Annotated in this window: 11 protein-coding genes; 7 read left to right on the top strand and 4 right to left on the bottom strand. The window is 45.9% G+C overall.

Annotated features, from left to right (window positions below; all coding sequences use genetic code 11):
- Window positions 1–164 precede the first annotated feature (164 nt).
- From EKG38_RS22370 to EKG38_RS22345, 6 genes are all read left to right on the top strand, one after another.
- Window positions 165–1,532 (top strand): oligosaccharide flippase family protein, encoded by a 1,368-nt coding sequence (locus EKG38_RS22370; RefSeq protein WP_126523203.1) that lies wholly within the window; start codon window positions 165–167, stop codon window positions 1,530–1,532.
- Window positions 1,522–2,565 carry a glycosyltransferase family 2 protein gene (locus EKG38_RS22365; RefSeq protein WP_126523202.1) on the top strand — a complete coding sequence of 348 codons (1,044 nt, stop codon included), beginning with the start codon at window positions 1,522–1,524 and terminating at the stop codon, window positions 2,563–2,565. Before EKG38_RS22370 ends, EKG38_RS22365 begins: the two co-directional genes overlap by 11 nt.
- Window positions 2,566–3,143: 578 nt before the next feature.
- Window positions 3,144–5,246 carry a WecB/TagA/CpsF family glycosyltransferase gene (locus EKG38_RS22360; RefSeq protein WP_126523201.1) on the top strand — a complete coding sequence of 701 codons (2,103 nt, stop codon included), beginning with the start codon at window positions 3,144–3,146 and terminating at the stop codon, window positions 5,244–5,246.
- 58 nt (window positions 5,247–5,304) lie between these two features.
- Entirely contained in the window at window positions 5,305–6,822 is a 1,518-nt protein-coding gene (locus EKG38_RS22355; RefSeq protein ID WP_126523200.1) for a sugar phosphate nucleotidyltransferase, read from the top strand.
- 90 nt (window positions 6,823–6,912) lie between these two features.
- Entirely contained in the window at window positions 6,913–7,308 is a 396-nt protein-coding gene (gene tagD, locus EKG38_RS22350; protein WP_126523199.1) for a glycerol-3-phosphate cytidylyltransferase, read from the top strand.
- Complete coding sequence (locus EKG38_RS22345; protein ID WP_246033249.1) at window positions 7,298–8,635, top strand: CDP-glycerol glycerophosphotransferase family protein; 1,338 nt, start codon at window positions 7,298–7,300, stop codon at window positions 8,633–8,635. Before tagD ends, EKG38_RS22345 begins: the two co-directional genes overlap by 11 nt.
- A 289-nt stretch (window positions 8,636–8,924) precedes the next feature.
- On the opposite strand, the gene rfbA is transcribed toward EKG38_RS22345, so the two are convergent.
- Complete coding sequence (gene rfbA / locus EKG38_RS22340; RefSeq protein WP_126523242.1) at window positions 8,925–9,824, bottom strand: glucose-1-phosphate thymidylyltransferase RfbA; 900 nt, start codon at window positions 9,822–9,824, stop codon at window positions 8,925–8,927.
- Window positions 9,825–10,263: 439 nt separating this feature from the next.
- Here rfbA and EKG38_RS22335 point away from each other — a divergent pair, with 439 nt between their 5' ends.
- Window positions 10,264–10,716, top strand: a complete 453-nt coding sequence (locus EKG38_RS22335) for an REP-associated tyrosine transposase (RefSeq protein ID WP_126523198.1) — start codon at window positions 10,264–10,266, stop codon at window positions 10,714–10,716.
- A gap of 144 nt (window positions 10,717–10,860) precedes the next feature.
- Here EKG38_RS22335 and EKG38_RS22330 read toward each other — a convergent pair whose 3' ends face one another.
- From EKG38_RS22330 to EKG38_RS22320, 3 genes are all read right to left on the bottom strand, one after another.
- The gene (locus EKG38_RS22330) at window positions 10,861–11,859 is read right to left on the bottom strand and encodes a DHHA1 domain-containing protein (protein ID WP_126523197.1); all 999 of its coding nucleotides are present in this window, start codon (window positions 11,857–11,859) and stop codon (window positions 10,861–10,863) included.
- A 424-nt stretch (window positions 11,860–12,283) separates the two neighbouring features.
- On the bottom strand, window positions 12,284–12,925 hold the full coding sequence (gene cysC, locus EKG38_RS22325; RefSeq protein ID WP_126523196.1) for an adenylyl-sulfate kinase: 642 nt from the start codon (window positions 12,923–12,925) through the stop codon (window positions 12,284–12,286).
- A gap of 370 nt (window positions 12,926–13,295) precedes the next feature.
- Complete coding sequence (locus tag EKG38_RS22320; protein ID WP_126523195.1) at window positions 13,296–15,023, bottom strand: SLC13 family permease; 1,728 nt, start codon at window positions 15,021–15,023, stop codon at window positions 13,296–13,298.
- Window positions 15,024–15,074 lie beyond the last annotated feature (51 nt).

The raw sequence follows: 15,074 nt of genomic DNA, 5'->3' as shown, positions 1-15,074 counted from the left end.
CCAATAAACCAGAATAAACAATAAAATCAATGTACTAAATCAAGGCTATTAGTTGGCATGAAACCTGTAATGCTTATCTTAAGAAGATTTGAAAAAGTGATTTAAAGAAGTTCGTTGAAACACGTTTTTAATCACTAGTTCTTACCATACTAAAGGTCTCTTTAATGAATAATGCATCCAAGCAATCTACCGATATTGAACAACCAGCCAAAAGCACTTTCTCAAAGAGTCTTTTCTGGTTAGGTTCGGCTCAGGTACTTGGGCGCATAGTAAGATTAGCTTCCAGCATCATTTTAGCGCGCCTATTGACTCCAGAGGTCTTCGGGCAAGTCGCTATTATTCTCACCTGTTTCGAGCTTATCTGTACCCCGACAAGACGAATAACCTCTGCCGCATTGATAAAGATGGATGATGAATCGTTAACCGCTTCACTCCCCAATGCAAACAGAACAAATTGGATTGCCGCAATAACCGCCTTCGTTGCCATGAGCTTACTCAGCTGGCCCCTCGCCTTCTTTAATCAAGACACAACGCTCATCGCGCCTATGATACTCATGGCAACAAGCTATCTATTACTTCCCTTCGGGATGCTCTACGCCGCTATCAATCTCAGAGCAAATAACATGCGTCGCGTCGGTCGCGCAATACTGTGGCAGACCATCTTTGATGGATTGCTGACGGCTACTTTCGCTCTATTGGGACTCGGTATTTGGGCCATTATTCTGCCTAAGGTGTTGGTTATTTTTGTCTGGATTGCCATACACAGATATCACAATCCGCTCTTTCAAGCTCAATCACTCAGCAAACCAGACCAGGCTACCCCCCGCTCAGCATGGACTATCACACAGATGATGCGCTTCGGCTCTCAGGTCGGTTTAAGCGATTTCAGTATCGCATTAAGACAAAATATCGATTACCTGCTTGTCGGGTATTTTCTTGGCGTCGAGGCGCTGGGGATATACTTTTTCGCCTTCAATACCAGCTTGGGGATCAGTTTAGGGATCATACAAAGTTATGGTACGGCACTGTATTCGCACCTATGCGATAAAAGTAATCAAGCTTGGGATAACATGGAAGTGGAACTTCAGAAACGCTATGTCCATTCACTTAAGCTTATCCTGAAAATCACAGTTCCCGTTATCGCGCTGCAATCGATACTCGCCCCCGTCTATCTTCCATTCGTCTATGGGAGCCATTGGATAGAGGCAGGCGCACTTCCTGTATTTATTTTACTTTGCTTAAGCGGGCTCGTCAGACCTATCGGTGAGGCGACAAGTCAATTACTCATCAGCATCGATGAGAGTAGATTAAACCTCTCATTTAACCTGGGTTTTACCTTGCTATTGGCTATCACCATTAGCGTATGCAGCCAGTGGGGCTTAACGGCTGTAGCCCTGGGTATCTTAGTGATCCATCTGATTGCAATGCCGGCATTTAATCTCTATATCCATCACTTCATTCTGAGCTCTCGAAAAGGGGCTAAACAAGACCAACTCAAGGGTTTTAACCAGGAGGTTCACCATGACGCCTAAAGTATCTGTAGTTATGCCTATTTATAACGTTCAACACTTTGTCAAACAGGCAATTAACTCTGTGTTAGCTCAAACCTTCACAGATTTTGAACTCATTCTTGTCAATGATTGCTCAACCGATAAGAGCCTTGAGATTAGTCGCACAATACTCGACCACAGGATCCGTGTCGTTAATCACACCACCAACAAAGGACTGGCCGCGGCGCGTAACACTGGAATTCGCCATGCCATCGGGCGATATGTCGCCTTCATCGACTCCGATGATATGTGGCATGCCGACAAACTTAAGATGCATGTCGAACATCTGAACAAGTCACCGCAAGTGGGAATAAGCTTCTCTCGCTCAAGCTTTATGAACCACAAAGGCAAACTGATCCATTTCTTTCAGATGCCACAATTAAAAGGGATCACTGCAGCGCATTTGCTATGCAGAAACCCCGTTGGCAACGGCTCAGCACCGGTGATCCGCCGGGAAACACTCAACGATATTCGTTTCCAGCCACTGGATCACGCTGAACACTATAGCTGTTACTTCGATGAAAAATTTCGTCAATCAGAAGATATAGAATGCTGGTTGCGCATAGTCGCTACAACTAATTGGAAGATGGAAGGGATCCCGGCGCCACTGACCTTCTACCGCCTTAATCAAGAAGGGCTCTCATCTAACATCATGAAGCAACTCGCCTCGTGGGAGCAGATGATCGATAAAGCCAGACTCTTCGCCCCTAAATTGCTAAAGAAAAATGAGCAGAGTGCCAGGGCCTATCAGCTCAGATATCTGGCTCGCCAGTCTATTCGCAATGGACAAGGTAAGGCTGCGATTAAACTGATTAACAAGGCGCTAAGCGTATCGCCGTCAATCATGCTCGATGAAACAGGCAGAACCTGTGTCACCTTAACCGCCGCCTATCTGCTCTGGTTGCTGCCATCATCACTGTACAAGGTGTGTGAAAACATAGGCCAGTTTGGTATGGGCCACATCCAAAAGATGCGAATAAGCAGAGATGGCGTGAAATCGTCGCTGATACTGTAGGACCGGCTCCAGCCGGGAATGGTTTCGACATAAACTCACTGCCGATTCGTAGCAAGAAATTTGTGGCTAAAGCACACTCCTACAGCGGCTAAAGCACGCTCCTACAAAGGGAACATGTCCTATCGCGATATCGTGTAGGACTGGCTTTGATGTAAGACCGGCTTCAGCCGGGAAAGGTTTCGTGAACATTTCATGGCTGATTCGATTCGCTGATAAAAAACTTCGCGGCTGAAGCACGCTCCTACATAGAGAACATGGCGTATTGCCTATTTCGATATCGTTTAGGACAGGCTTCGATGTAAGACCGGCTTTAGCCGGGAATGATTTTGTAAAAATGTCATCGCTGATTCGATTCGCTGATAAAAAGATTCGTGGCTAAAGCGCGCTCCTACATTCAAAACCGTTTATGCATTGCAAACTGCAACCCTGAATCCCCCCACAGAATAACAAATCCGAACAAACACATCTAACAAGCTGAAAATAAAGACAAATAAAACATGGCCTGAACGATGCATTACATCATGTATACAAGAGGTTTAACGCATTTAAACGGCTATATTGGCTTAAGGTAGGCAAGGATGACAACTCAGACTCATGTCACTCAAACGGTCATTAAACCGTTTTCGGTAAGAGCTATCGACATCCTGGCAGCAGTATTGCTGATGGCCGCGGCTTCACCGATATTGATATTCAAGTATATCTATAGAAAATGTCGTTATGGCTCTGCCATTGAATATGTCTACATCTACGGTTCGGACAACACACAAATAACCCTGTATCAATTCACCGGAGAGGGGATCTGTTGTCAATGGCCACATCTGCTCAACTTGCTAAAGGGTGACATTTCACTGCTGGGCACCGAGCAGAGCTATATTCTTGAAGAGGCCAGTGTTCATAACCAATCCTCTCATTTAACCCACCAGCTCATAAATCTAACGGAGATAAAACCGGGCCTGCTCTCTTTCAAACTCATGCATCAACAGGTGGGATTAAGTTTCGAAAATCAAGATAACGCCATTATCAACGCTCATCGGAGCGCACTAAGCTACCTGCTCGCCATCTCCAGAACCCTTATCATCTGGTTATTCTCGAGCCATGACGCTAACAAGCACACGAAAACGATCCCTCTGTTTAATATCGAGTTGAACAACTTGAGTATGTCTGAGTTACTCACAAGGATCACCAGTCAAGCAAGCCGTGATAGAGCACTACCTACGTATAAACAAGCGATGGATAAACCAGCCATGGCTCAATACGCATTTGTTAATGCTGACTGTATGAACATCAGCATTAAAAACAGCCAGTACCGACATTGCCTGCAAAATGCCTGCGACATGGTTTTTGCCGATGGTTCAGGGATCAGACTAGCAAGCCTCTGGAAGGGCTTAGCACCGAAGGACAATTTAAACGGTACCGACATGTTCCCCCTATTGTGCCAGCAGCTTGCCGATAACGGGCTCTCCCTGTTTCTCTTGGGGGGTGAAGAGGGAATAGCGGCATCGACCGCAGATAAGATGCAGTGCAGATACCCAAACCTCAAGGTTGCCGGCACTCACCACGGCTTTATCGATACCCCACAGCTTAATGATGCAGTCATCAAACAGATAAACGAGTCAGGAGCATCTGTGTTACTCGTCGCCATGGGAGCCCCGAAACAGGAACTATGGCTTGCCAAGCATAAACATAAACTCAATGTCGCCGTCGGTATCGGCGTTGGTGGTCTTTTCGACTTCTATGCGGAAAAGGTCAAGCGAGCGCCACTATGGGTGAGACAGATAGGGATGGAATGGATATGTCGCCTATCTGAAGAGCCTGGACGTATGTGGAAGCGCTATATCTTAGGAAACCCCTTGTTTATCTACCGGGTATTGAAAGAGATCCGTCGGGACAGAGCACTGGCAGCACTGACTCAGAAAAATATCCGCAAAGATAGCCATTCGGGTAATAACGCGATGTTCAAGCCTGACTGTAAAACGAACAATACCCGTTCAAAAATCAGTATCGCAGACTTATCGAATATTGAAACTAAAAACCGACTCGCGCTCAACCGCTGCCAACGTCAAAGGATCAGCAGCAGACTAGGCTGCGGCGTTAAGAGAATATTTGACCTGTCTGGCGCCTCATTTTTACTCTTACTTCTACTTCCCGCTCTGATGTTAGTGGCCTTGCTGATCCGAATCGAATCGAAGGGTCCGGTGCTATTTAGCCAGCAAAGAGCGGGAAGAAATAACACCCCATTTACCATGTGGAAATTCCGCTCCATGTACCAGGACGCCGAGCAGCGACTGAGTAGACTGCAAGCTGACAACGAGATGCAAGGGGGCGTGTTGTTCAAAATGAAACGTGACCCTCGTATCACCTTAGTAGGCAAATTCATAAGAAAAGCCTCTATCGATGAACTGCCTCAACTGTGGAATGTCATTCGCGGAGAGATGTCTCTGGTGGGCCCTCGCCCGGCTTTGGATTCAGAAGTAAAACAATACTCCCAAAAAGAGAGAAAAAGATTAGCCGTAAAACCAGGCATAACTTGTATCTGGCAGGTGAGTGGACGTTCAGATATTCCATTTGACCGACAGGTGGAGCTGGATGTGGATTATATCTACCAGCAGTCGCTGCTCACCGATATCTGGATTTTACTGAAAACCATACCGGCCGTATTGCTCGCACGAGGTGCTTACTAGCCTGAGAGAAAACTCTTTAACTATAAAAACAATCACTTTTTACTACGGAGAGTAACCTATGCAAGCGATAATTTTTGCCAATCGACTCGGAGATGAACTCCCCCCTCTGAATCAGTACTACTGCCCAGCCTTGCTCCCCGTAGGCAACAAGGCCGTCATTGACTATACGTTAGAAGATATCGCTTCATCAGGCATCACGCAGATAAAGCTGGTCATCTCGCCCCAGGCAAAAGAGATTGAGCAACACTTGGGTTCGGGTAAAAGGTGGGGAGTCGAAATTGAGTACTTCCTGAGTAAACCAGAGGAGGAGACCTCGGCCGTTTTAAAGCGCCTCTCACTCGATGCGCAAGATAAGTTACTGCTCGCCAGAGGCGATATATTCCGTTCGCCCTCCATTGCGCAGTTTATCGAGTTCTCAAAAGCGTTCCCGGACAACTTTGTACAAGCCAAAATGGCTAACCAGAATGCGGGGATGATGTTATTACCGGCAGCCCTCCCCCACATCGCCGATCTTAACTGGCCGCTGTGTCACCAAAGCAATGACGAAGCCGTTGTCACCTTGGTTCTTCATGGACATTGCTGCATGCTGGACAGTTTCCAATCATATATGGATACCAACCTAAGCCTGGCGGCCAACGAATTTCCTTCATTAACGCCAATGGAGCGCAGTTACAACTCGGCCAACCCCGAGCAAGACTTTTATGTTGGCGCAAAGGCGCGAACAGGACAGTTAAACGAGCAACAGGGATGGGGAATACTCGGAGAAAACGCTTGGATAGATCCCAGCGTCACCATGAAAAACTGTATTTTGGTCGGCAATGATTGCCAGGTAGATAAAGGTTCAATACTGAACAACTGTCTGGTGTTACCTCATACCTACGTTGGCGAAGGCTTAGAGGTAAAAGACAGCATTTTGTGTAAAAACCTGCTGATAAATGTAAGAACCGAGGGCGTCATAGAGATAGACGATCAGGCTCTGATAGGCTCTTGCGAAATGGCTGTAAAAGGGGGCACAAATAAAACGGGCTTAATCACGCGATTTTTACTCTTCATTTTACTTACTATGAGTTTACCTTTATGGCCTCTGTTACAGGCGGTTTCAATCATCAACAGCTACGGAGTAAAGAATAGCGGCAAAAATAAGAGCGACTCACCGAAAGATTCGCTATCCGAATCGGCATTCGGAGCAAGAATCACACAGAGTTACCAGGATAATCTGGGGCATACTTTCCAGACATGGAAGTGGAACATATCCCCAATGATATTGGCATTAATGCCTCAACTGTATTACGTCATCAGTGGCAGATTAGATCTCTTTGGATCCTCCCCGCAAATAAGTTATTCCCACGGGCAAGCAACAGACCGCTTGGGGGTATTTGGCCCCGTGCAACTCCTTCTCGATGAATCGGCTCCACAAGAGGAGAGAGCCCTGTTAGCACTAGAATTTCAAGCCAATAATGACAGTACAAAATACCTTTCACTTATTTGGCGCTCCTTGCGAGCAGACAGCCAGTCCCTTGGCTTCAACCATAGAGGCTCAAAACAGCGTGGCTCAATGAGTGAATTTAAGTCGTAGATTTAAAACCAATAGTGAGTGAGCAAAGCCCGTAGAAAAAAGCTTTTAGAGAGCAGCATTTAAAATATCCAAGGTTCGAGGAGAAGACCCATGAAGACGATTATCACATACGGTACATTCGATCTGTTTCACTTCGGCCACGTACGCCTGTTTCAGCGCCTCAAGTCATTGGGTGACAGACTCATCGTCGGCGTCTCAACCGATGAGTTCAATGCTCAAAAAGGCAAGGCTGCATTTTTCAACTATCAACAAAGGGCTGAAATTGTTGCCGCGTGTCGCTATGTCGACCTCGTCATTCCAGAGATGAATTGGCAGCAGAAACAACACGATATTAAAAGACTAAAGATAGACATTTTCGGTATGGGCAATGACTGGGAGGGGAAGTTCGACTCACTCTCCAATCACTGCCAGGTCATCTACTTAGACAGAACCGGCAATATCTCCACCACGGAAATAAAGAGCAGTCTCGCGGTTAATGGCCGATAGAAAAAGTGAGAAGAATATGATGAAGGTGATCACATCAATATTAAGAAAAATAATCTATCACTGCTCTGGTTTCAGCCCGAGAATGAATAAGGCGGTACTGGGTAGTTACAAGGATCAGTTTTCAGATAATGCCAAGTATTTATGCCTTCATTGGCAACAGACCCGCTTTATTCGTGCCATCTGGATAAGTGGAGATGCAAGCCTGATAAAACAGTTACGTGAAGAGGGTATTGAAGCCTATCACCGAAGAAGCCTGCGAGGGCTCTATCATTGCCTGACCTCAAAATACTATTTTTATAACACCTATATTGGCGACATCAATCAGTATGTCGCCAAGGGAGCAATAAAAACAAACCTCTGGCATGGCTCACCGCTTAAGAAGATTGAGTTCGACATTGAATCAGGGCCGTTAGCTCACATCTATCATGCTGTGGGACCACTGGGTCGAGTACTAAACTCTATGAAATTCCACCAGCAACATATCACCCCCGATATCATGCTGAGCCCGAGTCCGGTTATCGACCCCCTTTTCATATCGGCTTTCAGGATCACACCGCAGCAGGTGATACGAAGTGGTAATCCGAGAACCGACTATCACAGACGCTACCCCAATCAAAAAAAATCCCTGAAGAGCATTTTTAATGTGCAGTATAATCAGGTGATCTTGTATGTACCTACCTGTCACGACGTCACGCAGACTCAGGGGAATAATAGCCAGATTAAGAGTCAGGCCTCGAGCTTGAGCCAGAGCGAGATGGGTCGCATGAGTCATTACGATAAAGGCTTCGACTGGCCTAGACTCTCAAAACAACTGCAGCAGAATAACCAGCTATTCTTAATTCGCTTTCATCCGAATGAAGCCCATCTGGGCAAGCAACTAAGCCAGTACCCCAATATCATAGATATCTCATCCTGGCAGGATGTTTACAGCACCTTGCACGAAGTCAATCTGTTAATCACCGACCAGTCATCTCTGTTTGTCGATCTGCTATTGTATCGGGTGCCAATCCTTTTTTACCGCTTCAACCAAGTGGAAGAATCGATTCAACTCAGAGAAGCTTATGACTATGCAGAGTGCCTACCCTTAGTCGGTGGGCTTTCAACAAGCTGTAACTCTTCATCGAATAGAACCGTACATACATTCCCGGCACTATTGGAGGTGTTAAACAAAGAGGAGAGTTTCCTTATCGACACCGAGACGGAAAAAGAGTATCGATTACTTCAGCAAATTTATTGGCAGACTGAGGATAACGACGCCTTCTCGACAATAGAAAATGAAATTATCGGAAGGGATGAACTAGCTCAGCTTAAATCGATCCGACAATAGCTATTCCCGGCTAAAGCCAGTCCTACACAAGAGACAAATACCCATCCCCCTTGTAGGAGCGCGCTTCAGCCGCGATGCTTCAAGAAGCTGATAGCGATAAGCAGTAAGTTTTAAGTGATAAGTAAGAGCAAGCAGGTTGTGATATTTTTCCGTCATTCTGAACTCGTTTCAGAATCTATGTTTATGATGTTCGATGCTTATAGGCTTGATGGGCTATCACCCTGAAACATCGTCAGGACTACTGGTGTTATTGCAGGAGTGGGAAACTCGCGATGTAGGAGTGCGCTTATTATCTTTCCCGGCTGAAGCCGGTCTTACATGAGTCATCTAACAGGCTTAATAGATACTCACCATATCCACTTTTCAACAAGGGTTGTGCTAATTTATTTAGCTGAACGCCGTCTATTAAACCTAAACGGTAAGCGACCTCCTCAGGACAATTCACTTTGAGGCCTTGTCGTTTTTCGATTGCAGCGATAAATTGCGTCGCTTCAGATAGTGCATCGGGATTCCCGGTATCTAACCAAGCAGTTCCCCTTCCCATAATGTTTACGCTCAACTCACCTGCCAATAAGTAAGCATTAATTACATCGACAATCTCTAGCTCATTTCGAGCCGAAGGTTTAACCTGCTTTGCGAATTGAGAGGCTCGATTATCAAAGAAGTACAGCCCTGGCATAGCGTATTGAGATTTAGGTTGATTCGGTTTCTCTTCAATAGACAAAACCTGACCAGAACTATCAAAAGAAACGACGCCGTAATCTTTGGGGTTAGCAACATGATACCCAAAAACGGTTGCCCCTTTTTTTGTAACGTTAATGTAGCTCAAAAATGGCGTCAACGAATCACCGTAGAATAGGTTATCCCCTAAGATCAGTGCACAAGCTTCACCATCAAGAAATGGCTCGGCAATGATTAATGCCTCAGCGAGTCCATTTGGCATTGCTTGCTCGGCATAGTGGAGGGATATTCCCCATTGATTTCCATCTTTCAATAAGGTTTCAAACAAGGGCTTATCTACGGGGGTGCAGATAAGTAATATTTCAGTAATCCCCGCTTGCATCAGGGTAGATAGCGGGTAATAGATCATTGGCTTATCATAGACAGGCAGCAGCTGTTTACTCACGACCTGTGTTATAGGGAACAATCGAGAGCCTGTGCCACCCGCTAAAATAATGCCTTTTCTCATCACTGCTATTTTCTTCAAAAGAGGTTACAGCGAAGTGTACCGTTAAAAGGAGAGCAATCAAAGGGAGCGCTGCTACCTCTGTAGGAGCGCACTCTAGCCGCGAAGCTTTTAGCAAAGGGAATAGATGCAAGGTCCTAGGTTCTAGGTCAAAGCAGGTATCATGTTCCGACCAAGGACTATTTCATATCTTCTTCCCGGCTAAAGCCGGTCTTACATCAAAGCCAGTCCAACATCAAAGCCAGTCCAACATGATAGAAGGTTACACCACATCCCTCTGTAGGAGCGTGCTTCTGCCGCGAAGCTTTTTTACCCTGAAGAACCATACCTGGCTAAAACAGCGATAAAGCACTGATTATTTCCAAACGATATTTCAAATAATCAAATCTTTAACTAAAGTAACTCTTACCAAAGAGTTATCAGAATCTAGAAGGAACTAGTGATGAAACATTCAAAGGACTTAAGAGCTGGAAGATATAGTAACAACAATAATTATTATTTTGTGACAACGAATACATATAACAGAGAACCACTTTTCCTCGATTTTTGCTGCGCTCGTATTGTCATTAATAACCTAAAACAAACTGACGGCTTAAATATCACCAACACGATAGGGTTTGTTTTAATGCCCGACCATCTTCATTGGCTGTTTCAGTTAAATGAGACAGCCGATTTAAGCCATGCAATAGGTTCAACGAAAGGCCGGAGTGCAAAACAGGTTAATGCACGATTAAATAGAGATAAGCAGGTGTGGCAGCCTGGTTTTTACGACCATAACCTTAGAAAGAGTGAAGATATTAAGCAAGTAATGCGATATATAGTTGCTAACCCCTTAAGGGCTAACATTGTCAAAAATATCGAAAAATATTCCCATTGGGACTGTATTTATCTTTAAAGCCTACAGGAATGATTCATTCCTGAAGCACCATTCCCGGCTAAAGCCGATCTTACATGATAGAGCACTACGCCACATCCTTCTGTAGGAGTGTGCTTCAGCCACGAATCTTTTTATCAGCGAATCGAATCAGCTATGAAATGTTCAGAAATCTTTCCCGGCTGAAGTCGGTCCTACATGATAAAACGCTTCTACGGCTTTTATAAAATCGGCAATCTGCTCTTTCGGCAATGCGTTGATCCCTGCGGCGGCGGCCCTGCCCCCCCCAGTTTCGAACTGACTGCAGATATCCCCCGCTCCTTGCTTATTCGACAATGGCGCACGTAGAGAAGCGGTATAGGTACCATCACGGTTTTCCGTTAATACGGCGTGTGCAGAGTTGGGATTTTGATTGGCAAGCTGGTTGCCATACACACCGCTTATTCGTCTTGCCCATGGCTCATTAGGGAGCTCAAACGCCGATACAACATCACTGCGATACTCAGCTTGTATGGCTAACGCATTATCCATATCCTCTTGATACGCGCTTTGAAGCCGATAAAAAGGAGAGCTGTTATCAGCAATCACATCGAAAGGAGAGGGATACTTAAGAAGCGCCATATACAGCTTAGCCGGATGAAAGTGTAGATCTTCAACCACAGCTCCATAACCATTGTAATTGATTAGGGTGCCAAGCTCTTTCAATTGCTCAGACTGCTCAACAGGTAACCCCGCCACCTTTGAAAGTTGATCGCCTTTAGCAATCAAGTTATCGCCATAGGCTGCCGTGATAGCCCAATAGTGATACTCTCCGTTTAAGACTCCATCCACAATTAAAGCGGTACAGGTGTTGGCATCTAAATCGATATGCGCATCTAAGTGCTTACTAACCGCTATATCACCGGTTCTATGATGATCGGCATAAAAAACATCGATTTCACCATCGAGTGCACAGACTAAACCCGCTTGATTTTTCTCCATAGATATATCGAGCACGGTAAGCTTATCTCCCTTAGCCAACTCCACTTTGTCCACCAGCTTGGAGAGGAGATTAATGTCTCGTTTAACGCCGGTCACCAGCTCACTCTCGATAGGGTTCGCTAAGCGAAGCTGCAGTAATGAAATAATGCCATCGGCATCACCATTAAAAATATCGTAGTTCATATGATCCTTAAGAGAAGCTGTCAGTTTTAAATAGAGCCAAGAAAGATTCGAATCGCGAGCGAAAGATAAAGGCAATGGATCCTGAAACTAGTTCAGGATGACGGTTCCCGGCTAAAGCCGGTTCTACAACAAATATCGCCGCGCCAAACCTATCATTGCGATCATCATCTACAACCGCCTCCCCCTGTAGGAGCGTGCTTTAGCCGCGAATTTTTGGCCGTATCTGTATCATCCTTCCCGGCTAAAGCCGGTCTTACAAATAACTAAAGCCACTCTTACATCAAAGCCGAGCCTACAACACATCAATCACACCGACAGCTATCATCGAGCTCATCACCTACAACCGAGCCACTCTCCTGTAAGAACGTGCTTTAGCCGCGAATTTTGGCCGGGTTTGTATTATTCTTCCCGGCTAAAGCCGGTCTTACACATCGATATAACCATTCTCTTTCAGGTAATCGACCACTTGTAGTGCGCAGGCTTCGATAGATTGCTCTGCGGTCTTAACATGCACTTCGGGGCTGGTCGGCAGTTCATAGGCCGAATCGATACCGGTAAAGTTCTTTATCTCACCATTGCGAGCCTTCTTATACAAGCCTTTAGGATCGCGCTGCTCACACACTTCGATAGGCGTGTCGATATACACTTCGATAAATTGATTGTCTCTAAGCTGAGCTCGCACACTCGCTCTGTCTTCGACAAAGGGAGAGATAAACGCGGTAGAGACCAGCAGCCCTGCATCGACAAACAATTTCGAGACCTCACCGATACGGCGGATATTTTCAACTCGATCGGTATCAGAAAAACCAAGATCGCCATTTAGACCATGACGAACATTGTCTCCATCCAGCACATAGGTTTTACACCCTAAATCGTGCAGCATTTTATCGACGGCATTAGCAACTGTGGATTTTCCCGAGCCACTCAAGCCGGTAAACCAGAGTACCGCAGGTGCATGACCATTGGCCGCCTCTCGCTGCGCATGAGATACACTAGCCAGATGCCAGACAACATCAGAGGACTTTTCATTCGCCACATCAACTACTTTATATTTTTCTTGTGTCATTTTTTGTCCATTTTAATCGTTCCCGGCTGAAGCCGGTCTTACAACAAACAATAATCGCGCCAAATAGCTATCATAGCTCATCATCTACAGCCGAACAGCCCTCTGTAGGAGCGTGCTTCAGCCGCGAGATCTTGGCTGTGTTTGTATCTTCCTTCCCGGCTAAAGCCGGTCTTACAAATAACTAAAGCCAGTCTTACACCAAAGTCGAGCCTACAACACATCAATCACACCGACAGCTATCATCGCTCATCATCTACAGCCGAACCGTCCCGTGTAGGAGCGCGCTTTAGCCGCGAAGCTTTTAATAACGATAAGAGATCTTCCTGACTAAAGCCGGTCCTACAAATAACTAAAGCCGATCCCATAACTATTAAAACGGAAAAAATATCGGTACGGCGGTTAATACGATTACGGCATACACCAGGCTAACGGGTAGGCCAATTTTGATAAAATCTATGAGTCGATATTGACCTGCGTTATAAACCATTAAATTTGTCTGGTATCCGTAGGGGCTGATAAAACTGCCGCTGGCGGCAAAGGCCACTGTCATCACGAAAGGCAATATATCAACCCCGAAACCTAATGCGATACTGTAAGCGATAGGAAACATAAGCGCAGCGGCCGCATTGTTGGTCACCAGCTCAGTCAACAACCAGGTCATCAGGTAGACTAAGATCAAAGCTAAATAGAGGTGTTCACTGTCCGTCACACCGTTCACCCAATGGGCTAACAGTTCGACGACGCCGGTATTGACCAACGCATGAGAGAGCAAAATAGCCGAAGAGACGATAAGCCAGATATCGACCGGAAAGCGGCGAACGACTTCATTTACGTTCAGGCATTGGCTAAAGATCAGCACGCCCAGGAGTAATATTAACCCCTGTAGCATCTCAATGACCCCGGTCGCCGCCAAGGCTATAGTTAACACAAAACCACCGATAGAGAGCCAGGCTTTATAACCATTGATACGGGTTTCTGGCTCGACGCCACTGATGACGATGAAGTTTTTACTGATATTACGACGAGACTTGAAATCCTCGCCCACGGCTAGCATCAAAAAGTCACCGGTTTGGATCACGACCTCACCTAACTTACCCGATACCTCCTCACCATCACGCCTGATCGCAACCACGGCGGCATCAAACAGTGCCCTGAAACCGGCTCCTTTTAAGGTTTTACCGATCAGCACACTCTCTTGCTTAACGACGACTTCGGTCAGGTTCGAGTCTAACAGGCCATTTTTCTCGGCAAACATCTCGAGTCCTGAGAACTGACTCAGCTGCATCATCTTAGTGATATCGCCGCTGAAGATAAGCCTGTCATTGACAAGCAGCACTTCCGTAGGGGTTACGGGGCTTATTAATCGCCCATCACGCACCACCTCAACCAGAAACAGTGACTCGAGATGTCTTAAGCCATTATCTTCTACCGAACGGCCGATTAACTCGGAGCCATCGATCACTTTCGCATCGATAAAATAGCCTTTCGAGCAGGTCTCTCTATGCTCAATTTCGGGAAGCCAACGAGACGCCACTCTTAACACTAATCCACACGAGAACACCAAAATAGCACCGATGGCAGTGAACGAGAAGAAACTCAGCGACTGCCCTTGTGCATCAATATAGAGGCTGTTCACAATCAAGTTGGTGGAGGTACCGATGAGAGTTAACGTTCCACCCAGAATCGCGGCATAGGAGAGAGGCAGTAATAACTTACTGGCAAAATGATGCGGGTTATTACGAATAGGCGAAAGCAAAGTTGCGACCACGGCGGTATTATTCAGCAGAGCCGAGCTCAGGGCGGTAATACCAAACAAGCGCAACCAGGTAGAGTTGTAACTATTCACTATCACTTTAGAGGCGATGACACGCAGCAGACGTGTCTTTTCCAGTGCAAAAGAGCACAAAATCAATAGTACCAAGGTGACGAGTCCAGGATTGGACATACTCGAAAGCAGCTGCTCCCTAGAGACCAGATTCAACCCGACCAAGGCTAACAGCGCCACACCGAACACCACGGCCGGTCGACTCTGAAACCGGATAAGCCCCACAATGGTCGCGAGAAATATTCCAATAGTAAAATAAGCATCTAGAGACATAAGTTCCTATCTTTTCATTGTAGGATTGGCTTTAGCCGCGATTGATACAAC

Origin of the sequence: Shewanella canadensis, from assembly GCF_003966225.1 — a bacterium.
GTDB lineage: Bacteria > Pseudomonadota > Gammaproteobacteria > Enterobacterales > Shewanellaceae > Shewanella > Shewanella canadensis.
The sequence above is the reverse complement of the archived record's forward strand: the minus strand, read 5'-3'. Positions and strand labels throughout refer to the sequence as shown.